Here is a 22,139-nt window from a genome sequence, read left to right on the forward strand (position 1 = left end):
CATGTTAGTTGAACAACGTTTGCTAGCCCTTGGAAATCTCATTGGATTTCTCTTTTTAGTTACTTATTCAGGAAACAACAATATGACTATTAGGCAAAAACTCTACTTCCTCGGAGTTATCGCCATTTTAGGCATCGTGGCCCTTTTGGGTACGTCATCCCATTTTGAAAATAAGAGCAATGACCTTAATCACGCCATCAAACTCGTTGGTGATCTAGAAATACGCTTACTAAACTTACGCAGAAATGAAAAAGATTTCCTACTACGTAGTAATGACAAATATCTAAATAAGTTTGACGCCAATGTTGACAAGTTTATAGACACAGAAAAAGAGCTTGCGAACATACTCAAGAGTAATGAATTACCTTCCAGTCAACAATTTAAGCAAGACTTGCTCGCATACCAAAGGGGCTTTCAGAATCTGGTCAGCGCTTACCAACGATACGGGCTTGATTCAAAGAGTGGGCTTCTCGCTGGTTACGAACAAGCACTATTAGAAGCAAAACAACGTTCAGACCACCAGCAGTTATTGGCATTAGTCCGTTTTGACTCTGCGGTAAAAGCAGGACTATTCAATAGTGACTTGCTTGAGGGGCAATATGCTCCGGAGCTTATCAAAACAGGTAAGCAATTGGCGGCCCAAAAGCAAGTTGTTGGGGTTGCTTATGACAAAGGCCTACTCGGTGAAACTCGCGCATTATCTCATGCCGTAGAAGAGCAATTTGAAACCTTTTCCACAGCCCTTAGCTCTGCTGCCGCACAACGTGATGAACAAATGTCGACCATCAAGCAGGTCATTACAGCTCTGATCTTAGTCGTTATTTTCGCATTGATTTGGCAAATTTCACGTTCAATCAATACGCGAGTGAATAGCTTACTTGGCACCATTCGAAGTATCAGCGAAACGAACAACATGGGACTTCGATCTGATTTGAAAGGTCAAGACGAGCTATTTGATATCAGTCATCACCTCAATGACCTATTGGATAAGCTTGAGCATCTAATTAGCAGTACCCAAGAAAAATCGGCGCAACTCACTGCAAGTACCGATAATATGCATCGTGAGTTAGAAGGCGTTATGGAGCAATTCCACACTCAAACTGACCACACTGCATCAATGGCGACGGCAGTTCAGCAAATGGTTGCCACAATAGGTGAAATCTCTGAAAGCACATCAGTTGCGGTAGAAGGCGTACATCAGGCAGCGAATAATGCCGAACAAGGTCGAGGAGTTGTTGAGGCGACGGTAACCAACATCGGTCAACTAACCACGATTTTATCAAACAGCCAGCAGTCGATTGGCTCGCTGAATCAGCATGTAGATAAAATTGGTGGTGCCGTGAACATCATCCAAGAAATAGCAGAGCAAACCAACCTACTAGCTCTCAACGCAGCAATTGAAGCCGCGCGAGCAGGCGAACAAGGCCGCGGGTTTGCAGTTGTCGCCGATGAAGTACGCGCCCTAGCTAGCCGAACTCATCAATCCACAGAGGAAATCACGCGGGTCGTTGCAGACATTCAAACTCAAATGTCTACAGTTGTTGCTGATATTGATCAATGTAACGATCAAGGGCAACAAACACTTAATGCTTCTGAAAAACTGGATTCTAGCCTGCAACAGATCATTACTGACATGCATTCAATTCAAGGTAATTCGGAGCGCATAGCTTCAGCAATTGAAGAACAAGGTATCGTGATGAACCAAGTTAGCGGTTCAATCACCGAGCTAAACGCAATATCTGAGAATAACATGCAATCCGCTCAGGAATGCTTGCATGAAGTGAACTCTGTCTCTGCTCAAGCTCATGATATGGATGAAGCCGTCGCACAATTCAAAACTGCGCTAAAATAACCCTTTTCAAAATAGAAAGCCCGAAGCAATCATTGCTTCGGGCTTTTTTTCAATTGTCACTTCGTGCTTACTGCGCACTTCGGATGTGATTATTCATCATCAAGAGGAACCAGCTTGGTGTTGCCGCCATGAACTTTCTCACGCTGTCTTTGCACCAGAGCGTAGAAGCCTGGGATCAAGAATGTACCTGCTAGAAGCACACACAATAGACCACCAATCAGCGACACGCCGAGTGAGTTTTGACTCACGTGCCCCGCGCCAGCGGCAAAGATAAGCGGGAAGATACCCAGGATAAATGACCAAGATGTCATATTCACAGCGCGGAAACGTAACGTGCCTCCTTTAACCGCTGCACTATCGATATCAGCATCTTTTTCTTCACGCTCTTGCTTGGCGAACTCCACAATCAAAATTGCGTTTTTCGCCGCCAAGGCTATGAGCAAGACAAGACCAATTTGGGCATACAAGTTAAGCGGCGTGCCAGTTAGATTTAACGCAAGGAAGGAACCTAACGTGGCTACTGGGACCACCAAAATAATAGCCAGTGGAATACTCCAACTTTCATACTGAGCCACCATAAACAAGTAAATGAAGATCAAAGCCAGCGCAAACGCATAAATGGCTTGGTTACCCGCGAGCACTTCCTGATAAGCCATACCTGTCCATTCATACGTGTACCCTTGCGGAAGAACTTCAGCAGCAACGCGTTCCATTGCGGCAATCGCATCACCACTAGAGTAACCCGGAGCTGGTTGGCCTTGAATGATAGCACTGCGGTACATGTTGTAACGCCACGCCACATCAGGCTCAAACACTTGCTCGTAGCTCACTAGCGTACTTAACGGAACCATATCACCGTTCGAAGAACGAACATGGAAACGCTCTAGATCTTCCATGCTGCTACGGTGCTGGCTATCAGCTTGCATGGTTACGCGGAAGTTCTTACCAAACATGGTGAAGTCATTCACATAAAGCGAACCTAAGTTGCCTTGCAAGGTTTGGAAAATAGACGACAGCGAAATACCTAATTGCTGCGCTTTCTCACGATCGATATCAACGTAGTAGTGCGGAACATTCGCGCGGAACGTGCTAAACGTGTAGGCAATTTCAGGCGCTTGGTTAGCCGCTTGGATCATTTCTCCCATGACCATCGACAAATCGGTACGACTTCGCCCTAGCGTGTCTTCAAGCACAAACTCAAAACCAGACGCAGCGCCCATACCAGGAACCGCCGGTGGTCCCATCGCAAAAACAACCGCTTGAGGTAGCTCTGTCGCCGCTCGACCGTTAATACGTGCCGCGATAGCATTAGCAGAGTGCTCTCCTTGCAGCGAGTTACGAGTATCCCAGTCATGCAATTTGATAAATACAGAAGCACCGTTTGATGCTGCTGCGCCTGTCATAAACGAGTAACCGTTCGCAACCGTCACACCATCCACACCAGGTTCTTCACCGATCATTTTCATTAAATCATTGGTGACTTCTTCAGTACGTGATAAAGAGGCTGAATCTGGTAGCTGTACGTTAACCAGCAAAATGCCTTTATCTTCTTGAGGAACAAACGCTGTAGAGGTGGTTTTCGCAAAGAAAGTGACCGCTGCGATAGCAACTATAAAGAACGTCACGAGCAGTAAAGACTTCTTCACCAAGAAACCAGCGATCTGGCCATAACGCGTAGTGATGCGCTCTAAGCCTCGGTTGAAAGCCTGGAACCAGTTAGCGGTATTGCCCCCACCCTGCTTCAATACCAGAGAACAAAGTGCTGGAGACAGCGTCAATGCATTGATGGATGAAATCACAACCGAAATACAGATGGTCAAAGCGAACTGGCGATACATGATACCGGTGATACCTGGCAGCATGGCGACGGGTATGAATACCGCAAGTAGAACCAAGGTCGACGTGATGATTGGTCCCGTTACTTCTTTCATCGCTAGCAACGTCGCTTTACGCGGTGAAATGCTTGGGTCTTTCGCCATGGTAGTATCGACGTTTTCGATAACCAGAATCGCATCGTCCACCACGATACCAATCGCAAGGATCAAGCCAAACAAAGTAACCGTATTAATGGTGAAGCCCGTTGCCTGCATGATGGCAAACGTACCAATCAGAGAAACGGGGATCGCGACAACAGGAATCAACGTTGCACGCGCACTACCCAAGAACAAGTAAGTTACAGCAATCACCAATAGAATCGCTTCAATCAGTGTTTTTACTACCCCTTTGATCGATTCAGATACGAACACGGTTGTATCGTAGCTGGTCTCGTATTCCATTCCCTCTGGGAAGTTTTTGCTCAAGCCTTCAAGGAGCTCCATGACGGCCTGACCACTTTCTAACGCATTCGCATCCGATTGAAGAGACAACGCAACGATTGACGCGTCCTGGCCACGGAACTTACCGTTACCATCGTAGAACTTTTTGCCTAGTTCAACGCGAGCAACATCTTTCAGATAAACCGTAGAGCCATTGGGATTAGCTCGAAGGACTACGTTCTCAAACTCACTCACGCTTTCCAAGCGACCTTTGGTCACAAGGTTAAACTGAACTTCTTGCGGATTGTTGTATGGTGCTGCACCTACACGCCCTGCCGCAACTTGAACGTTCTGTTCAGCCAAAGCGGCGTATACGTCTGACGTGGTTAGCTTAAGGTTGGCCATTTTTTCAGGATCTAACCAAACACGCATTGCGTATTCGCCACCACCAATCACGTTAACTTCACTGATACCTTTCGCACGAGCCAACTGATCTTTTACATTCAAGTTAATGTAGTTAATCAAGAACTGATCATCGTATTTGCCATCAGGTGAATAGAAGTTAAGTACCATCAGCAAGTCAGGTGAACGCTTTTTCACCGTCACACCAACCATGCGAACTTCTTGAGGCAGTTTTGACTCAATCTGTGACACGCGGTTTTGCACGTTAACTTGCGCCATATCTGGATCGGTGCCAACATCGAACGTGACGTTTAGGCTGTAAGAGCCATCGTTCGCGCTCTTTGAAGACATGTATATCATATCCTCAACGCCGTTGACTGAGGTCTCTATGGGGTCCGCAATGGCCTGCTCGACAACTTCCGCACTCGCGCCAGTGTAGTAAGCCGAAACGCTTACTGATGGCGGGCTTATCTGTGGGTACTCAGCCACTGGCAAAATCGCCAGTGAGATCGCGCCGGCTAGCGTTAATATGATCGAAATAACCAGCGCGAATTTAGGTCTCTGAATAAAGAAACGACTTAACATAGTGCCCCCTACTGCTTATCTTCAGCAGGTGCTTGAAGGCGCACTTCTACACCATTACGCACACGTTGTAGGCCTTGTGTAATAACCGTATCTTCCTGATCGAGCCCTTCTCGAATGATAATGCCTTGTTCAACCTGAGGGCCAAGCTCGACGTTACGACGCTCTGCCACACTTCCCTCAGCCATCACCATCACAAAGTCACCTTCTAAGTCAGTCTGTACGGCACGTCGTGGGATAACAATAACGTCTTTCGTGTTCTTATCTCTCAAGTTCACTTTGATGTGTTGACCCGGAAGTAACTTCTGCTCTGGGTTTGGCACTAGCGCGCGCATAGCAATCGTACCCGTTTTGGTGTCAATACGATTACCTAAGAAATCAAGCTTACCAAGATGCTCAAAAAACTGTCCATTTTCCAGTTCAAGCTGAACTTCAACGCGGTTTGATTCAGCCGAGCCATCACCTTTTACTTGATCCATACCCATAGCTAAACGCTCACGCTCACTCACACTAAATGAGGTATGAACTGGATCTAAACTCACCAGAGTTGTCAGCACGCCAGATGACGGAGAAACCAGATCACCCGTACTCACTTTGGTATCACTAATACGTCCGCTAAAAGGTGCTCGGATTTGAGTATAGGAAAGGTTAACTTCAGCAAGTTTAAGTTGAGCATTTGCCGCTTCTAGCTCTGCTCTCGCACCAAGAAGTGCCGCAGTTAAAGCATCAAACTCAGATTGAGAGATACTACCGCGAGGCAACAAGTTTTTACCTCGAGTATGATCTAATTCGGCTTTTTTTAGCGCCGCTTTAGCTTGTGCAAGTGCGGCTTTAGCACTCGCGACTTGGGCTTCAAAAGAAGATGGCTCGATAGAGTAAAGGAGCTGCCCTTTTTCTACCATTTGCCCCTCTTCAAAGTGACGAGCTTTTAAGTAGCCAGAAATCTGCGCGGTAATATTGGTATCTTCTACTGCTTCAATGCGACCGATATAAGACTTGCTCGGTTGGTAGTCGATAACCGTGACATCCTGAGTCACTACGAGAGGCGCTTGACCTTTCGTTTGGGCATTATTAGCTTCCCCGCATCCAGCGAGGATTGCTGTAGCCGCCATTAGTGCGACAAGTGGTTTCTTTTGCATGTATTTACCGTCTTTATAGAACAGGATATTGTTGAATTCCTATCAACCTTACTCCTTGCTGCCACTGAAAACTTCACTGAAAAGCGCCCAAGGTGTTTCTAAATGTAAACATGAGAAACAAAAGGAAAATAAAGTAATTTAGTTAACAGTGGTATTCAATGAGCAATATACATACAACTCAATCATAACTATTTAATATACGCCTTAGGAGATCGCGAATTTTAGCGTGTGCTTGGAAACACTAACGGGAGTATTGTATTCGGGCGTAAAGTGAGATTCAGTGCTCAAGATAAGAACGTTTTGTGGCTAAAAAGGTAAAAAGTGACGCCTTCATACTCAAGACCCCGATTTTGACTATTTTTTTAATATAAATGGGTTATCATTCAATTAATTCAACGCCTTCGACAGAGAGGATGACTATGATTTCTAAATGGGCGAAACGCTTTTACCAGATGGCAGAACTAGTGGCGTCTTGGAGTAAGGACCCATCAACACAAGTCGGTGCCGTTATTACTAAACAGAATCGCATTGTATCTGTTGGATTTAATGGCTATCCGCATGGTGTTTCTGACAGTGTCGACACCGATGAGCGCGAGTTGAAATACCTTAAAACACTGCACGCGGAAGAGAACGCAATTTTGTTCTCAAAACGTGACTTAGACGGATGTGATATTTGGGTAACGCATTTTCCTTGCCCTAACTGCGCGGCAAAGATCATTCAAACAGGGATCTCACACGTACACTGCCCTGAGCAGTCTGAAGACTTTTTATCTCGCTGGGGAGATAAAATCCAAGTCAGTCAAGATATGTTCGATCAAGCGGGTGTGAAAGTCGACTGGTTACCGCTAGAAGACATTGAAATTGAAGACAAAGACGTGCGCTAGTATCCCATCTTAATAGTTAAATAGCCCAGAGAGATCTGGGCTATTTTGTTATTAAATCTGCAAGAGGTCTCGACGTAGTCTTTTAACTGTGTTTTTTTGCTGTGAGCTCAGCAATTTTGACAATAACGAGTACTGATTTTTCCATCATTTCAACAGAAATAAACTCATGAATTCCGTGGAAGTTAAAACCACCGGTGAAGATATTCGGGCACGGCAAACCCATAAAAGATAAACGAGCACCATCTGTACCACCACGAATAGGTTTTATAATCGGTTCCACATCACACGCTTCCATCGCTTGCTTTGCCAGCTCAATGATATGAGGGTAAGGCTCAACCATTTCTCTCATATTGTAATAGCTGTCTTTTATTTTTAGCTCTACAGAACCATGGCGTAAACCCGTGTTCATTTCATCGACGAGTTTCTGCATAAAGGCTTTTCGATCCTCAAGTCTTTGACGGTCAAAGTCTCTAATAATGTAACCTAGCTCGCTTCGTGCAACGCCCATTTCTGCCGATTTTAGATGGAAGAACCCTTCGTAACCTTCGGTTGTTTCCGGAGTTTGATCTTGGGGCATTTGAACTTGAAATTTCGCAGCCAAGTTCATCGCATTGACCATTTTGCCTTTTGCAGTACCTGGATGAACGCTAACACCATGAAAAATTACATCAGCGTTTGCTGCATTAAAGTTTTCGTATTCCAATTCACCTTGCGGGCCACCATCTATAGTGTATGCCCATTTCGCGCCAAATTTTTTAACATCAAACAAATCTGCACCACGACCGATTTCTTCATCCGGAGTAAAGCCGATACAAATGTCGCCGTGTGGAATGTCTGGGTTTTCCAGTAGCAGAGCTACCGCGGAAAGAATCTCTGCGATACCAGCTTTGTTATCCGCGCCAAGTAATGTAGTGCCATCGGTAGTAATAAGATTGTGGCCATGTAGGTGATGTAAATCTGGGTATTGCACGGGAGATAACACTTCATCCCCCAACCCTAATGCAATATCGCCACCCTGGTAATCTTCGATGAATTGCGGCTTTACGTTTTTGCCAGATGCATCCGGCGCGGTATCCATATGGGCAATGAAGCCGATAGGAGGAACCTCATAATCAACATTGGCTGGCAGTTTAGCCATCAAGTAGCCATTTTTATCCAAAGTCACATCACTTAAGCCAAGTTCGATCATCTCTTTTTTAAGTAACTCAGCAAACACAAGCTGACCAGGTGAACTTGGGCAAAGCGTCACATGTGGATTGGATTGGGTATCAAACGTGACGTATCGAAGAAATCTTTCAACTAAATGTTTCATATTTATTCTCATTGTTTTGTACGATGAGGCTTTATCATGCATTGATAAGCTGACGTTGCCTCATCAAACCTCACGCTATGTTACGCTCTTAGTTCAATAAGAATTTGCTTTGAATCATTTTTTGATAAGAAAGGCTTTTGCGCTTTGCTTCCGCTCATTGAAGCATGAATTTAATCTAAAAGTTCCTCAGCCAGTACTCGCCACTCTTTAACCTTTTCACGAAAATGACGCCATTGCTTATCGGTCATCGAACGAGAAACATCTAATGTCAGTTGATCAACCAATGCAAAGTTAGAGTCTATATTCTGAGAAAGCTGCTCACTATAATAACTCTCTGGCTCGAACAAGAGTCGCATAAATATATCTTGATAAGTCACAACATTAGATTTGTTGTCGAACAAGTATTCGAGCTCTTGATATACCGTGGCTCGATAATCTCTCCATAAAGGGCTGTTTAAAATAACTTGCTGAGAAAATGTTTGAGCTAATTGACGCTGATTTCCTGATAGATTCCCCAGCCATTCTTCCATCCACTCTTCAGTGTTATCCAGAATAATTTCACGCACTTCGTCTTCTGTCTTATCGGCATATTTTGCGTTTCGCTCTTGATAATGTTCTTGTACATTACTCAAAAACTCGCGTTCTTGCTCTTTCGTTAATTGCAAACTTAACGCAAAAAGATCTGGTGCTGCTTTGCTGACCACTCTATCATAATGCGCTCGCATTCTATCTCGATTTTGTTGTAAGTAATTTAAGGTGATATCGCTCGCTTTTAATCTCTCAAGGTCTTTTAAATGTTCGATATATAATGGTAACTCCTCTTTCTTGTGCCAGTCTGCCAACAGTAATAAGCGCTCTTCCACTAGGACTTCTTGTTCCCCTTGCAACGAGACATAGTCCTCTAAGTAATCGAGCACGAACCAATCGATATTGCTGTATAAAAACTTTTTCGCACAACCGGCAAGCAGAAATACGAAACAAAATAGAAGGCCATAACGAAGCGCCTTATTAGATACACCCTTTAATTTAGTCACTTATTCGTATTCCCTTTTCTGTTGATTAAGTTCTATACTCAACCTGTATCACTTAGTATTGCGGCAAACTTACACCAGTGTGACAAATATTGATTGCCACCTTAATAATATATAGAGTTTGAAATTAACTTTTTGATCACAGCTATCCGCAAAAAAGTGAGTTAGAGCGCAATTATCGGCTAAAAAACGTACCGAACGACGCTCCCTATAACGGCATATAACTTGCATGGATGTTTTTTGGATGGTTTATGGAGGCGAAGTATGGCAGCCGCTGAGCAACTTGATACCAGTGTAGAATATGAGATTCGATATTTTGAACAGGGGAAAATGCACTGCATGAGAGTCATTGCTGAAAGCAAAAAAGTGGCTTATCAGTACTATTTGGAGTGTGGTAAGCACAACAGTGACTTGTACTCTATTCGCCCAGACAAGTAAAAAAACCGCCTAACAGGCGGTTTTTTTATTCGTCAGAATCAATATAACTGTTTGATTTTATTTATTATTACAGATTCAAATCCAACAATGTTATTTGATGTCGCCAAAGCGCTCAAGATAAAGGACGGTTGCTGCAGTACGAGAAGGAACTTGAAGCTTTTTAAGTAAACTCTTCATATGTACTTTAACCGTAGACTCAGAGATAAAAAGACGATCGGCAATTTGCTTGTTGCGGAAACCTCTTGCCACCTCTCTTAAGATCTGAGATTCACGATCGGTCAGTGTATCAAACACGTCCTCTTGCTCTGAGCGTTCACTCAAATACTTAGAAACTTCTTGGCTGTATGCCTTGTCCCCTTGATGCGCTTGTTTTAGCAACTCAACCAACTCATCAGGCTCAGTGTCTTTCAATAAATAGCCATCGGCACCACTTCGAACTATTGCTTCTATATCTGCTGGGCTATCTGAAACGGTTAGAATGACAATTCTGGCTTCACAGCCATCTGCACGCAGTGCTTGCAAAGTATCAAGGCCAGACATGCCTTTCATATTAAGATCAAGAAGTACAAGATCCAGTTCTAGCTCATGCGCTTTCGCTACTGCATCCGCGCCATTACTTGCTTCTGCAATGACCTCAAACTCAGGCTCAAAGCTTAAAAGCTGGTGGATACCTCTTCGCATGAGTGGATGATCATCCACCAGCATTACTTTACACACTGTCACTGTTTACTTCCTTACTATGTTGGAATTCTAATTTTACGGTACAACCTTTGTTTATCGATGCTTCGATGTGCAGATCGGCATGCAGTCTAGCGGCCCGCTCTTGCATGATACTCATACCGTAATGATTTAATTTTTCGTCTTGATGTTCAAAGCCTATTCCATCGTCGCTAACGGTTACTGTGACTTTTCCATCATTATCGAGACATTGAATGTGAATATTATCTGCTTGCGCATGTTTGATTGCATTAATTGCCGCTTCTCTTATCAACTGTAGTAAATGAACCTGCTGATGTGCATCCAGTTCAGTTGATGAAAGTCTATTTTTTAGCGTAATGTCCGCAGCAGTTTGTTCACTGAGCGTTTCAACCATGTCTTGCAATGCTTGGCCAAAACTGCCCTCTTTAATCGTAAGACGAAACGTCGTCAGTAACTCGCGTAACTGCGTATACGCGGCAGATAAGCCCGTATCTAGCTCAGCAATAACTTGATTAGCCTGCGCGATCGCCTTTTCGTCAGGCAAGTTCTTTACGCTTCTCTTTAACAAAGCGACCTGAATTTTTAAGTAAGAGAGTGCTTGAGCCAATGAATCATGCAACTCCCGAGCAATAGTGGCTCGCTCTTCCATCAGCAGAATTTGTTCTGCTTGGCGCTGCGCCCGATTGTAATACACGGCGCGTGATAAAATCTGCACGAAGTTGTCAATAAGAGCCTCGTTCGGACAAGGTAACCCTGCTTTCCAATATAAATAGCCCAAGTGCTCACCATCTAGCATCAGGGCTTTACCGTGGCAATCTTCATCACAATCTTGGCAGCATTCTTCTCCTTCCATCAATATCCAGCTCGGTTCTCCTAGCTGCTCGATTTCAAGTTTGACCGCTTTAATGCCCTCAAGACTGACGATATGCTGCAAAATCGCCTGGAAATTGTCTTGATTAATACGCGACGCCGTGAGTTCTTTTGACGAGTCGTAAAGCACTTCTAAAGACTGGTTGGCATGCTGCAATTTACGTGTTTTCTCATCAACCGCTTGTTCTAATCCTCGGTACAACTTACCAAGGTCTGTCGCCATCCGGTTAAAGGTTCGAGTCAGTATTCCCATTTCATTATCGCTGGATACATTGAGCGATATATTAAATGAGCGATTTTTAATTTGCTCGCTAGCAAAAACTAAGGCACGCAGAGGCCGAACAACTTCGAGGCGCACAAAATGAACGACAAACATACTGACACAAAGGATGCCACCCAACCCTAACCCGCCGATCCAGGCTAAGTTAATCAGTTTTTGCTCCGAAAAGCTTTGCAGCTTAAATACAAACTCATCGATTTGTTCAACAAAACCGGCCACTAGGAGTTGATATTCTGCCGGGTTGTCTCCTCTAAGCACCGCCTTGAGTTCATGCCATCTGATAATAAGGCGGTAGTAATCGTGAGTGATGTCTTCAGGCACAGACCAATGCTGAAGCGCTTTCATTGAAGGTGAATATATCGAATTTTCAAATGCGTCAATATGTGAAGAATAGTCAACAGATTTAACCTGAATATCATTCGCTAGACGGTAGCTTTGCATTCGCATCGAGCCAGCAACATTGACGGCTTCAGCATCGTTCAAACTGGACGCTAACGTAAAAATCGCAAAACCAGTCGTAGCAACTGAGAGCAGCAAAATAAGAAGCATTGCGGACGCAATCGTGCGCGTCACCGACTTTTTCACATTTTTAAACAATCTGAGTTCCTCGCCCATTAACAATCCTATTTGTACGTGCAATGAACCCATTACCTTTCAACTTTATCAATATGTGATCACCTGCGACGGAATTTATTGATCCAAAACAATATTGCATACCATTTACCCCCTAAGAGGTATTTATACAAATATGTCAAAAACTACAATTTCGTTAGTTTAAATGACAGTTTATTAATGAAAATTGTGGACTATGCTTAGTTTGGGTTCCAAGTTTCGAGGTGACTAAGTGGTAGACCTTTCCAGAAGAAGACTCTTTGCAAGAAAAGCGCACCCCGACAACGTCGTACGTTTGCCTTGGTTAACTAAACCGCAACAGTTTACGGACGATTGCACTCGCTGCGGTAAATGCATTGAGGCCTGTGAAACAAAGATTATAACCAAAAGTGATGGCGGATTCCCCTCGGTCGATTTTTCCATCGATGAATGCACATTTTGCTATCAATGTGCAAACGCCTGTCCTGAGCCCCTTTTCTTGCCAGAAACAGAACAACCTTGGCAAGCAAAAGCAAGTATCAACGATAACTGCTTAGCAAAACAAAATGTCGAATGCCGAAGCTGTGGGGATATGTGCGACCCGATGGCGATTCAGTTCAAATTAGAACTGGGGAAAGTAGCACAACCCAATTTAGACCTTGATGAGTGTAACGGCTGCGGCGCCTGTGTTTCAGTGTGCCCGACTTCATCCATCAATGTGAGCAATACAACAGCCTAAGCCGAATGTCGTCGGCCAAAGGCAATAAAAATAAATGAGAGAGCTATATGTCACTAAATGAAGTGCATATTTCAAGTTTGGTAGTACATGTGCTGCCGGAACATTTGGACGAAATCAAACAAAAGATAGAAGCACACGAAAATGCGGAAATCTATGGTGACAGTCCTGAAGGCAAGATTATCGTCGTACTTGAAACTGAGAACCAAGGTTTCATCACAGACACTATCGATGCCATTAACAATTTACCGAACGTCTTAAGCACGGTATTGGTTTATCACCAAATCGAAACTGGGCTTGAAGAAACGGATGAAGAAGACACTGGAACACAACATTCCCAAATCGAGGGTGAAGTATGAAAATGACAAGACGTGCGTTTGTGAAAGCAAACGCGGCTGCATCAGCTGCTGCTGTCGCAGGTGTGACACTACCAGCATCTGCAGCCAACCTGATTGCAAGCTCTGATCAAACCAAAATCACATGGGACAAAGCACCTTGTCGTTTCTGTGGTACAGGCTGTTCTGTTCTTGTTGGCACTCAAAACGGCAAAGTGGTAGCAACACAGGGTGACCCAGAAGCACCAGTAAACAAAGGTCTGAACTGCATCAAAGGTTACTTCCTTTCTAAGATCATGTACGGTCAAGACCGTCTAACTCAACCGATGCTACGAATGAAAGATGGCAAATTCCACAAAGATGGTGAATTTACACCTATCTCGTGGGATGACGCTTTCGACATCATGGCTGAGAAATGGAAAGCTTCCCTCGAGAAAAAAGGCCCAACAAGCGTAGGTATGTTTGGCTCAGGCCAATGGACAGTAATGGAAGGCTACGCTGCATCAAAGTTAATGAAAGCAGGCTTCCGATCAAACAACATTGATCCAAACGCTCGCCACTGTATGGCTTCTGCCGTTGTAGGTTTCATGCGCGCATTCGGTATCGATGAGCCAATGGGTTGTTACGATGACTTTGAGAACGCAGACGCTTTCGTTCTTTGGGGCTCAAACATGGCAGAGATGCACCCGGTTCTATGGACTCGCATTACTGACCGCCGCCTAAGCCACCCTCACGTTAAAGTGAACGTGCTTTCTACTTACTACCATCGTTCATTTGAGTTGGCAGACCACGGCTACATTTTCAATCCTCAGTCTGACCTTGCAATTGCTAACTTCATCGCAAACTACATCATCGAAAACGATGCAGTAAACTGGGACTTCGTGAACAAACACACGAACTTCACTCAAGCAGACACTGACATCGGCTACGGTCTACGTGACGATGATCCGCTACAAAAAGCAGCGAAGAACCCGAACTCTGGCAAACTCACTTCTATCTCATTCGAAGAGTACAAGAAATCAGTAGCGCCATACACAGTAGAAAAAGCATCTGAAATCTCTGGTGTTGAGAAAGAGAAGCTTATCGAGCTTGCGAAGCAATACGCGGATCCAAACACGAAAGTGATGTCTCTATGGACGATGGGTATGAACCAGCATACTCGTGGTGTATGGATGAATAACTTGGTTTACAACATCCACCTACTAACCGGTAAGATCTCGACTCCGGGGAACAGCCCATTCTCACTAACTGGCCAACCATCAGCATGTGGTACCGCTCGTGAGGTTGGTACGTTTGCTCACCGCCTACCAGCGGACATGGTGGTTGCTAACCCTAAACACCGTAAGATTGCAGAAGACATCTGGAAACTGCCAGAAGGTACGATTCCACCAAAACCTGGCTTCCACGCCGTATTGCAAGACCGTATGCTGAATGACGGCGTTCTGAACTGTTACTGGGTTCAATGTAACAACAACATGCAAGCCGGTCCAAACATCAACACAGAACGTCTTCCAGGTTACCGCAACCCAGAAAACTTCATCGTTGTGTCTGACCCATACCCGACAGCAACAGCACAAGCAGCAGACCTTATTCTTCCTACCGCAATGTGGATTGAAAAAGAAGGTGCTTACGGTAACGCAGAGCGTCGTACCCAAGCTTGGTACCAACAAGTGGGCACAGTCGGTCAAGCAAAATCGGACCTTTGGCAACTAATGGAGTTCTCGAAACGCTTCAAAATGGAAGAAGTATGGCCTGAAGAGCTTCTAGCGAAAGCGCCTCAATACCGTGGTAAAACAATGTACGACGTACTTTACCGCAATGGTAACGTCGACAAATTCCCTATCGAAGAAGCTCGTGAACTGAATGACGATGCTCACCACTTCGGTTTCTATGTTCAAAAAGGTCTGTTTGAGGAATACGCAACATTTGGCCGTGGTCACGGGCATGATTTGGCTCCATACGACCGCTACCACCAAGTACGTGGTCTACGTTGGCCTGTTGTTGATGGTAAGGAAACACAGTGGCGCTTTAAAGAAGGTTCAGACCCATACGCGAAAGAAGGCTCTGGTTGGGACTTCTACGGCAATGCTGATGGCAAAGCGAAGATCATTTCCGCGCCATACGAAGCGCCACCAGAAGTACCGAACGATGAATTTGATATGTGGTTATGTACTGGTCGTGTTCTTGAACATTGGCACACAGGCACCATGACTCGTCGTGTACCTGAATTATACAAAGCAGTACCAGACGCAGTGTGTTACATGCACCCAGAAGACGCAAAAGCACGCAATGTTCGTCGTGGTGAAGAAGTACTCATGGCAAACAAACGCGGTGAAGTACGCGTTCGTGTTGAAACTCGCGGTCGTAACCGTCCGCCAAAAGGTTTGGTATTCGTACCGTTCTTTGATGCACGTATTTTGATTAACAAGCTTATCCTAGATGCGACTGATCCACTGTCTAAACAGACAGACTTTAAGAAGTGCCCAGTCAAAATCACTAAGATTGCTTAACCTTCAGATACTGAATGCTACGGCCGTCATTATGGCGGCCTAATAAAGAATTTAAGCCATAAAGGCGGAGATGAAATGATGAAAAAATTACTTGTCGCAGTTTTATCTGTAGGTGCGTTAGTGACAGGCATTGCGCAAGCTGAGTTGGATAATCCAGGTGGTATTGGAGGTCTAGAATCTTTACGTGGAATGTCTCAATTGGAAGATACGCGTCCAGCAGACGAGTTCAAAGACTTCCCTAAAGATCAAATTGTTGAAGACAGCTATGTTTATCAACCACCGTTGATCCCACACAGCATTCGTCACTACGAAATTTCGTTAAATGCTAACAAGTGTCTTGCATGCCATAGCTGGAAAAATGCAAAAGAGTCAGGTGCGACTAAAATTAGCGTAACGCACTATGTAAACAGAGAAGATGCGGTACTGGCAGATATGTCTCCTCGTCGTTACTTCTGTTTGCAATGTCACGTTCCACAAACGGATGCAAAACCACTAGTGGAAAACGAGTTTAAGGCAGTCGATTCGCTTCAGTAATTGAAACGCGAGTACTAAGAGGTTACTTATGAAAATACTTAAAGCGTTTTGGAAGAGACTGTCGAGCCCGAGTAAAGCTGCCGCTGGTGTGGTTTTATTTCTAGGCTTCGCTGGTGGCCTTCTATTTTGGGGCGCATTCAACACAGGTATGGAAGCAACCAACACAGAAGAATTCTGTTCTGGCTGTCACGCGCCGATCGTTGCTGAAATTCAAGAAACAATTCACTACTCCAACCGTTCTGGTGTTCGTGCGATTTGTTCAGACTGTCACGTTCCTCATGAATGGACGGATAAGATCGTTCGTAAAGTACAGGCATCTAAAGAGCTATTTGCACACTTCGTAACGAAGACGATCGATACGCCAGAGAAGTTCCAAGAGCGTCGTGGACACCTCGCAGAACGAGAGTGGGCACGTATGAAAAAGAATGACTCTCTTGAATGTCGTAACTGTCATGAGTTTGATTTCATGGATTACTCTCAGCAAGGATCACGTGCGGCAGAACAACACTCCACCGCTCTAGCTTCAGGCGAGAAAACATGTGTAGACTGTCACAAAGGTATTGCGCACAAACTACCAGACATGAGCGGCGTTGAAGGCTGGCACTAAGGAGACTTACCATGAGTACATTAGAATCTGTAATTTGGCATATCCTTGGCTACAGTGCTATGCCAGTGATTATTCTTTCCGGCTTTGTGGCGGTAGCAGCAATCTCTCTCTGGCTGCTGTCATTTGGTAAGGATAAAGAGGTGTAACGTAACGCATCTCTACTCGTCAACTAGCCTATTTGTTGACACTGAGCGCCGAGCAAATGCTCGGCGCTTTTTATTTATTAATCAATGGTACTTGCCAACAATAAACAAGCAATCATACATAAAAAAAGCGACCATAAAGGCCGCTAAGATTTACTGCTATAGGGAGTCGTTTAAGATTCTTTTACTGGCAGAACCTGTTTGACGTATTGTCCTGGCGCCTCATCAATAACCGGATGGTTTTCTGAGCCAATAGGGAAAGGCTCAACTTGCTCTTTAGGGTTGAATTGGAGTAACCACTCGTTCCAGTGTGTCCACCACGATCCCTCTTTGTGTTCCGCGTTATTCAACCACTCATCAGCAGAGTCATCCAAATTATCGTTCAACCAATAACCATACTTATTTTTAGCTGGAGGGTTCACGATGCCCGCAATATGACCAGACTCACCGAGGACAAACGTTTTGTTACCACCCGTGTTCAGCGCACCACGGTAAGTTCCCTGCCATAACGCAATGTGGTCTTCTTTCGTTGACACAAAATAGCTAGGAATTTTGATCTTATTTAGATCAATCCATACTCCACCAATTTTGACGCCTTTATCTTGCACCAGCTTGTTCTCTAAATAGAGCTCGCGAAGCAAGAAATTGTGAGATGCAGCGCTGACGTTGGTGCTATCGCTATTCCAGTACAACAAGTCGAAATCAACCGGACTGTTACCCTTCAAGTAATTGTCGACGTAGTAGTTCCAGTACAAGCTGTTTTCACGCAGTAAACTAAACGTCACGCTTAAGGAACGGCCGTCCATATACCCTTTTGCGTTATTTTGCGCTTCAATTGCACTAACAATGGTGTCATTGATATACGCGCCGACTTCACCTGGTTGAGAGAAGTCGAGCAACGTGGTGAAGAAAGTGGCAGACTTAATGCGCTTCTTCATACGTTTTGCAGCGTAGTAGGCAACCGTGCTTGCTAAAACAGTACCACCGATACAATAACCAGCAGCATTGATTTGCTCTTGTCCTGTTATATCTTCAATTGCAGCGACGGCTTTCACTACGCCTTCTGTCACGTAGTCACCAAACTCTATGTGCGCTTGTGCCTTGCCTGGATTGCGCCAAGACATCATAAATACACTATGCCCCTGCTCTAACAACCATCGAACCATTGAGTTCTTTGCTGTTAAATCAAGGATGTAGTATTTATTGATGAAAGGTGGGACGATGAGCAGCGGCGTCGCATTCACTTTCTCTGTTAGAGGTCGATATTGAATCAACTCAAACAATTCGTTTTGAAAAACCACATTGCCCTGTGTCGTCGCAACGTCATCGCCCACGCGGAATGCATTGTTATTCGTCATACGAATTTTTAAAATGTCTGCGCTCGACTCAACGTCTTCTTTCAACTGCTCTAAGCCTGCCAGTAAGTTTTGACCGTTTTGCTCAAGTGTCAGCTTCAAAAGCTCTGGGTTAGTGGCGATGAAGTTGGAAGGAGAAAGGGCGTTAATGGCTTGGCGAGAGAAAAAAATAATACGTTCTTTCGTCTTTTCATCTAAGCCTTCCAAAGACTCGATGGTGTCCAGATAGGTCTTACTAAATAAAAGGTAGGATTGTTTGATGAAGCTATACATGGCTTCATTTTGCCACGCTGCGTTTGAGAAACGCTTATCCCCTTTTTCAGCTTCGACGATTTGTGCTTGGTTCCCTGCCAATGAAACATTCTGCCAAATTTGCAGCTGCTGTTCCCACCACTGTGCTTGCAGCTTTAAAATCGCAGCAGGCTGATTCGCAGCTTGTTCGAACAGTTTGGCAGTATCCTCAAAGTTCACTTCTTGCATGGCCTTGTTTAAAGGAGAGTTCACGACTGCCTTGTTCACTTCGAAATCATGCCACCACTGATGATTGGTTTCCTGAAGCTTCACAAGATAGTCCGAAAAGAAGTGTTGAAACATAGTCTTACTCCTATATTCGGAAAAAACAACGCCGCCCAAATCTAGGGGCGGCGAGAATCGGACAAATTACGCTGGAGTAACAGTCTTTAGATTTTCCGAAGTCATTTTCTCAACGTCTTCTTTGAACTCTTTTGCAATCGCTTGAAGCTTGTTGCTGTCATCCATCATTTGTTGAGAAAGTTTAGTAAGTACGCTTAGTTGCTGACTGTTGAAAGCAGTCAATGACGTTACGTCTTTGATTTCTGTCGCTGCTTTCATCTGGTTTAGACCCACTTCACTGTATGTGCGAATGGCGTTCAATTGAAGCTCGGTCAACACTTCTACGTTTTTTGTCACTAGCTTGTTGAACTTCAAGTAAGGTTCTAGATTTTTTTCAGTTTGATCGCTAAATGTTTTGAAGAAATCTGTGTACATGGTTTGTCTCCTAGAGAAAGAATTAAAAATGTCCGTTTAAATAATTACTTAACTGTCTTTACAACCACAGCCGTGCCCATGCCGCCGCCCACACAAAGTGAAGCAACGCCATATTGACCATTTTGTTTATGAAGCTCGTGAACCAGCGTGACTAAGATTCGGTTTCCAGATGCACCAAGCGGGTGTCCTAGCGCGATAGCACCACCGTTAAAGTTCGCTTTATCTTGAATCGCGTTAACTGGAACTTGGTTTGTTTCCGCCAACTGATGAATCACGCCAAGTGCTTGCGCTGCAAATGCTTCGTTTAACTCGTAAACGTCGATGTCATTTACTGTGAGTTCCGCTTTTTCGAGTGCTTTATTGACCGACTCAACAGGACCTAGGCCCATGATCTTCGGATCAAGACCCGATTGCGCATAGCTTACGATCTCAGCAAGCGGCGTTAATCCATGCGCTTTAACTGCGCTTTCAGACGCCACGATAATCGCACTCGCGCCATCGTTAATGCCTGATGCATTACCCGCAGTCACAGTGCCTTCGCGGTCAAAAGCAGGACGTAGCTTGCTTAAGGCTTCCATTGTCGCGTTCGCTTTTGGGTATTCATCCGTATCAAACATCACGGTTTCACGGCGTTGCTTTACTTCCACTGGCACAATTTCGTCTTGAAATTTGCCAGCTTCGATAGCGGCTACCGCTTTCTGTTGGCTAGACAGCGCGTATTCGTCTTGCTGCTGGCGAGTTAAGCCGATTTGTTTTGCTACGTTTTCTGCCGTCACACCCATGTGATATTGGTTGTAAACATCGGTTAAACCGTCCGCTACGAGCAGATCTTTCAGTTCCAGATTGCCCATTTTGTTGCCATCACGAATGCTGCTTGGTGCAGCAAATGGAATCTGAGACATGACTTCAACACCCGCTGCAACAACGATCTCAGCATCGCCACTACGGATATGGGACACGGCATCCATGACCGTTTTCATGCCACTACCGCAAACCATGTTTACGCCATATGCAGGAACAGATTCAGGAATCCCCGCAAACAGTGCCGCTTGGCGGCCAACACCCATTCCTTGACCTGCACCAACAACGTTGCCAACAATCACTTCGTCAACCTTGTCGCCAGGCAACTTTGCCGCTTCCAACGCGCCCTTAATCGCTACTGCTGCCAGATCGCCAGCAGAAGTATTTTTCAGGCTACCACCAAAAGCACCAATTGGAGTACGCTTCGCCGCTACGATAAATACTTTTTCCATCATCTTCTCTCCTTAGTGCATGTATAAGCCGCCGTTCACCGACAAAGTCTCTCCGGTGATGTAGGCGCCCGCATCGCTGACCAAGAAGCTCACTGATGCTGCAATTTCCTCTGGTGTCGCAAGACGTTTCATTGGAATTTGGTTCGTAATGGATTCCAGCACTTCTGGCTTCATTTGCTCAACCATTGGCGTACCCGTGTAACCCGGAGCGATAACATTAACTGTCACACCCGAGCGAGCACCTTCGTATGCTAAGGCTTTAGAGAAACCGATCATCCCAGCTTTCGCCGCCGAGTAGTTTGCTTGACCAAACTGCCCTTTAAGACCATTGACTGAAGAGATATTGATGACACGACCACCGCCTTTTTCGCACATTGCAGCAAAGAGGGGTTGCGTAACGTTGAATAAACTATTGAGGTTGGTATTGATGACATCATTCCAAGCTTGCGCAGTCATCTTTTTAAACACGCCATCACGTGTGATTCCTGCGTTGTTGACAACAACATCAATGGTTCCTTCCTCCCCAAGCAATTGCGCCAATTTCTCTGCACACTCTGTCGTGTTTGTTACATCCAACTCAAAAAGGCGAACCTGATCTTTGGTAAACCCTTTGCTGTTGAACCACTCCAGCGCACATTCGTAGTTACCTGTGAAATAAGTAGCGATTACACGGTAACCGTCATTGACTAATTGAGAGGAAATAGCAGAACCAATTCCGCCTTTTGATCCAGTGATCAAAGCGACTTTCTTCATTGAAGACTCCATTCTTAACGGCATTTAAAAAGCAAACTTAATACACTGATGAAATAGTTCACCAACTGACGTGTTTATTTATTCTTTTGACAACCAATCCCGTGCTGCCTTTATTTTAAGTTAACCTAGAAATATTACATTTCAAATAAAAAACTCACCCAATTGCATAAGATTGATTTAGATCTCATTACCCGTGAAATGTTATAAAATGGTTAATTTTACATAAGTCATTGTTTTAAATCACACTTCCACAAAAGCCACACCAACAGAAATAGAAACATAATTATTAAATATCATGTACTTACATACAGAATGGTAGACGTTACATTATGTCATGATTTAAGATCTGAATTTTAAGCCTATATGATTACAACAAACTTGAGATTAGAATAATAATTCAATTATCAGTAAAGATAATTATCAAACATATCATTTAATTACTGTATTTAATGATAATTTAGTTATCAATTCGATTATTTTAATACAGTGATGATTAATACCGATAAAATATAATAAATTAAATATATTTAATCTAAAAATGATATAAGAGCTTGTCTCATACTGGTGCAA

At 44.3% G+C, this 22,139-nt stretch carries 19 protein-coding genes; 9 read left to right on the forward strand and 10 right to left on the reverse strand.

From position 1 onward, the window contains the following. The first annotated feature begins 82 nt into the window (after window positions 1-82). Entirely contained in the window at window positions 83-1,852 is a 1,770-nt protein-coding gene (locus R7Z10_RS04360) for a methyl-accepting chemotaxis protein (protein ID WP_025767924.1), read from the forward strand. A gap of 89 nt (window positions 1,853-1,941) precedes the next feature. On the opposite strand, the gene vmeZ is transcribed toward R7Z10_RS04360, so the two are convergent. Both vmeZ and vmeY read right to left on the reverse strand, forming a co-directional pair. Then, the gene (vmeZ, locus tag R7Z10_RS04365; protein WP_005373507.1) at window positions 1,942-5,094 is read right to left on the reverse strand and encodes a multidrug efflux RND transporter permease subunit VmeZ; all 3,153 of its coding nucleotides are present in this window, start codon (window positions 5,092-5,094) and stop codon (window positions 1,942-1,944) included. Between the two features lie 8 nt (window positions 5,095-5,102). Next, entirely contained in the window at window positions 5,103-6,230 is a 1,128-nt protein-coding gene (vmeY, locus tag R7Z10_RS04370) for a multidrug efflux RND transporter periplasmic adaptor subunit VmeY (protein WP_017635193.1), read from the reverse strand. Window positions 6,231-6,649: 419 nt separating this feature from the next. Between vmeY and R7Z10_RS04375 the strand changes: the two genes are divergently transcribed. Then, window positions 6,650-7,114: a dCMP deaminase family protein gene (locus R7Z10_RS04375; protein ID WP_005373515.1), complete on the forward strand. Its 465-nt coding sequence runs from the start codon at window positions 6,650-6,652 to the stop codon at window positions 7,112-7,114. Window positions 7,115-7,196: 82 nt separating this feature from the next. Here the strand turns inward: R7Z10_RS04375 and pepT are convergent, their stop codons facing one another. Both pepT and R7Z10_RS04385 read right to left on the reverse strand, forming a co-directional pair. Further along, window positions 7,197-8,426 (reverse strand): peptidase T, encoded by a 1,230-nt coding sequence (gene pepT / locus R7Z10_RS04380; protein WP_031781280.1) that lies wholly within the window; start codon window positions 8,424-8,426, stop codon window positions 7,197-7,199. A 170-nt stretch (window positions 8,427-8,596) separates the two neighbouring features. Beyond that, window positions 8,597-9,460 carry a DUF6279 family lipoprotein gene (locus R7Z10_RS04385; protein WP_318104093.1) on the reverse strand — a complete coding sequence of 288 codons (864 nt, stop codon included), beginning with the start codon at window positions 9,458-9,460 and terminating at the stop codon, window positions 8,597-8,599. A 261-nt stretch (window positions 9,461-9,721) separates the two neighbouring features. Here R7Z10_RS04385 and R7Z10_RS04390 point away from each other — a divergent pair, with 261 nt between their 5' ends. Beyond that, entirely contained in the window at window positions 9,722-9,895 is a 174-nt protein-coding gene (locus R7Z10_RS04390; RefSeq protein ID WP_005373524.1) for a hypothetical protein, read from the forward strand. Window positions 9,896-9,985: 90 nt separating this feature from the next. Here the strand turns inward: R7Z10_RS04390 and R7Z10_RS04395 are convergent, their stop codons facing one another. Further along, complete coding sequence (locus tag R7Z10_RS04395; RefSeq protein ID WP_031777156.1) at window positions 9,986-10,600, reverse strand: response regulator; 615 nt, start codon at window positions 10,598-10,600, stop codon at window positions 9,986-9,988. A gap of 4 nt (window positions 10,601-10,604) precedes the next feature. After that, on the reverse strand, window positions 10,605-12,341 hold the full coding sequence (gene narQ, locus R7Z10_RS04400) for a nitrate/nitrite two-component system sensor histidine kinase NarQ (RefSeq protein ID WP_025998659.1): 1,737 nt from the start codon (window positions 12,339-12,341) through the stop codon (window positions 10,605-10,607). A 247-nt stretch (window positions 12,342-12,588) separates the two neighbouring features. On the opposite strand from narQ, the gene napF reads away from it, so the two are divergent. The 6 genes from napF (at window position 12,589) to R7Z10_RS04430 (ending at window position 17,203) form a co-directional block, all read left to right on the forward strand. Then, the gene (gene napF / locus R7Z10_RS04405) at window positions 12,589-13,074 is read left to right on the forward strand and encodes a ferredoxin-type protein NapF (RefSeq protein ID WP_081107471.1); all 486 of its coding nucleotides are present in this window, start codon (window positions 12,589-12,591) and stop codon (window positions 13,072-13,074) included. 47 nt (window positions 13,075-13,121) lie between these two features. Further along, window positions 13,122-13,430 (forward strand): chaperone NapD, encoded by a 309-nt coding sequence (locus R7Z10_RS04410; RefSeq protein ID WP_005373535.1) that lies wholly within the window; start codon window positions 13,122-13,124, stop codon window positions 13,428-13,430. Beyond that, the gene (napA, locus tag R7Z10_RS04415; protein ID WP_005389060.1) at window positions 13,427-15,916 is read left to right on the forward strand and encodes a periplasmic nitrate reductase subunit alpha; all 2,490 of its coding nucleotides are present in this window, start codon (window positions 13,427-13,429) and stop codon (window positions 15,914-15,916) included. The genes R7Z10_RS04410 and napA overlap by 4 nt, the downstream gene beginning before the upstream one ends. A gap of 78 nt (window positions 15,917-15,994) precedes the next feature. Beyond that, the gene (locus tag R7Z10_RS04420) at window positions 15,995-16,450 is read left to right on the forward strand and encodes a nitrate reductase cytochrome c-type subunit (RefSeq protein ID WP_005389061.1); all 456 of its coding nucleotides are present in this window, start codon (window positions 15,995-15,997) and stop codon (window positions 16,448-16,450) included. A 28-nt stretch (window positions 16,451-16,478) separates the two neighbouring features. Next, window positions 16,479-17,057, forward strand: coding sequence for a NapC/NirT family cytochrome c (locus R7Z10_RS04425; protein WP_005373542.1), 579 nt, complete (start codon window positions 16,479-16,481; stop codon window positions 17,055-17,057). An 11-nt stretch (window positions 17,058-17,068) separates the two neighbouring features. Next, complete coding sequence (locus tag R7Z10_RS04430) at window positions 17,069-17,203, forward strand: TIGR02808 family protein (RefSeq protein ID WP_005373546.1); 135 nt, start codon at window positions 17,069-17,071, stop codon at window positions 17,201-17,203. Window positions 17,204-17,373: 170 nt separating this feature from the next. Here R7Z10_RS04430 and phaC read toward each other — a convergent pair whose 3' ends face one another. The 4 genes from phaC to R7Z10_RS04450 form a co-directional block, all read right to left on the reverse strand. After that, window positions 17,374-19,149, reverse strand: a complete 1,776-nt coding sequence (phaC, locus tag R7Z10_RS04435) for a class I poly(R)-hydroxyalkanoic acid synthase (protein ID WP_318104095.1) — start codon at window positions 19,147-19,149, stop codon at window positions 17,374-17,376. Window positions 19,150-19,215: 66 nt separating this feature from the next. After that, window positions 19,216-19,563 carry a phasin family protein gene (locus R7Z10_RS04440; RefSeq protein WP_005373550.1) on the reverse strand — a complete coding sequence of 116 codons (348 nt, stop codon included), beginning with the start codon at window positions 19,561-19,563 and terminating at the stop codon, window positions 19,216-19,218. 44 nt (window positions 19,564-19,607) lie between these two features. Continuing rightward, entirely contained in the window at window positions 19,608-20,816 is a 1,209-nt protein-coding gene (locus R7Z10_RS04445) for an acetyl-CoA C-acetyltransferase (RefSeq protein WP_031777157.1), read from the reverse strand. A 12-nt stretch (window positions 20,817-20,828) separates the two neighbouring features. Then, complete coding sequence (locus R7Z10_RS04450) at window positions 20,829-21,569, reverse strand: SDR family oxidoreductase (protein WP_005373555.1); 741 nt, start codon at window positions 21,567-21,569, stop codon at window positions 20,829-20,831. Window positions 21,570-22,139 lie beyond the last annotated feature (570 nt).

This window comes from Vibrio sp. Vb1018, from assembly GCF_033338775.1.
In the GTDB taxonomy this organism is placed as follows: Bacteria; Pseudomonadota; Gammaproteobacteria; order Enterobacterales; family Vibrionaceae; genus Vibrio; species Vibrio alginolyticus.

Bases quoted from the DNA above. Each gene is read 5' to 3' on its own strand.
- R7Z10_RS04360 (WP_025767924.1), top strand. From the start codon at position 83: ATGACTATTAGGCAAAAACTCTACTTCCTCGGAGTTATCGCCATTTTA.
- vmeZ (WP_005373507.1), bottom strand. From the start codon at position 5,094: ATGTTAAGTCGTTTCTTTATTCAGAGACCTAAATTCGCGCTGGTTATT.
- vmeY (WP_017635193.1), bottom strand. From the start codon at position 6,230: ATGCAAAAGAAACCACTTGTCGCACTAATGGCGGCTACAGCAATCCTC.
- R7Z10_RS04375 (WP_005373515.1), top strand. From the start codon at position 6,650: ATGATTTCTAAATGGGCGAAACGCTTTTACCAGATGGCAGAACTAGTG.
- pepT (WP_031781280.1), bottom strand. From the start codon at position 8,426: ATGAAACATTTAGTTGAAAGATTTCTTCGATACGTCACGTTTGATACC.
- R7Z10_RS04390 (WP_005373524.1), top strand. From the start codon at position 9,722: ATGGCAGCCGCTGAGCAACTTGATACCAGTGTAGAATATGAGATTCGA.
- R7Z10_RS04395 (WP_031777156.1), bottom strand. From the start codon at position 10,600: ATGCTGGTGGATGATCATCCACTCATGCGAAGAGGTATCCACCAGCTT.
- R7Z10_RS04410 (WP_005373535.1), top strand. From the start codon at position 13,122: ATGTCACTAAATGAAGTGCATATTTCAAGTTTGGTAGTACATGTGCTG.
- napA (WP_005389060.1), top strand. From the start codon at position 13,427: ATGAAAATGACAAGACGTGCGTTTGTGAAAGCAAACGCGGCTGCATCA.
- R7Z10_RS04420 (WP_005389061.1), top strand. From the start codon at position 15,995: ATGAAAAAATTACTTGTCGCAGTTTTATCTGTAGGTGCGTTAGTGACA.
- R7Z10_RS04425 (WP_005373542.1), top strand. From the start codon at position 16,479: ATGAAAATACTTAAAGCGTTTTGGAAGAGACTGTCGAGCCCGAGTAAA.
- R7Z10_RS04430 (WP_005373546.1), top strand. From the start codon at position 17,069: ATGAGTACATTAGAATCTGTAATTTGGCATATCCTTGGCTACAGTGCT.
- phaC (WP_318104095.1), bottom strand. From the start codon at position 19,149: ATGTTTCAACACTTCTTTTCGGACTATCTTGTGAAGCTTCAGGAAACC.
- R7Z10_RS04440 (WP_005373550.1), bottom strand. From the start codon at position 19,563: ATGTACACAGATTTCTTCAAAACATTTAGCGATCAAACTGAAAAAAAT.
- R7Z10_RS04445 (WP_031777157.1), bottom strand. From the start codon at position 20,816: ATGGAAAAAGTATTTATCGTAGCGGCGAAGCGTACTCCAATTGGTGCT.
- R7Z10_RS04450 (WP_005373555.1), bottom strand. From the start codon at position 21,569: ATGAAGAAAGTCGCTTTGATCACTGGATCAAAAGGCGGAATTGGTTCT.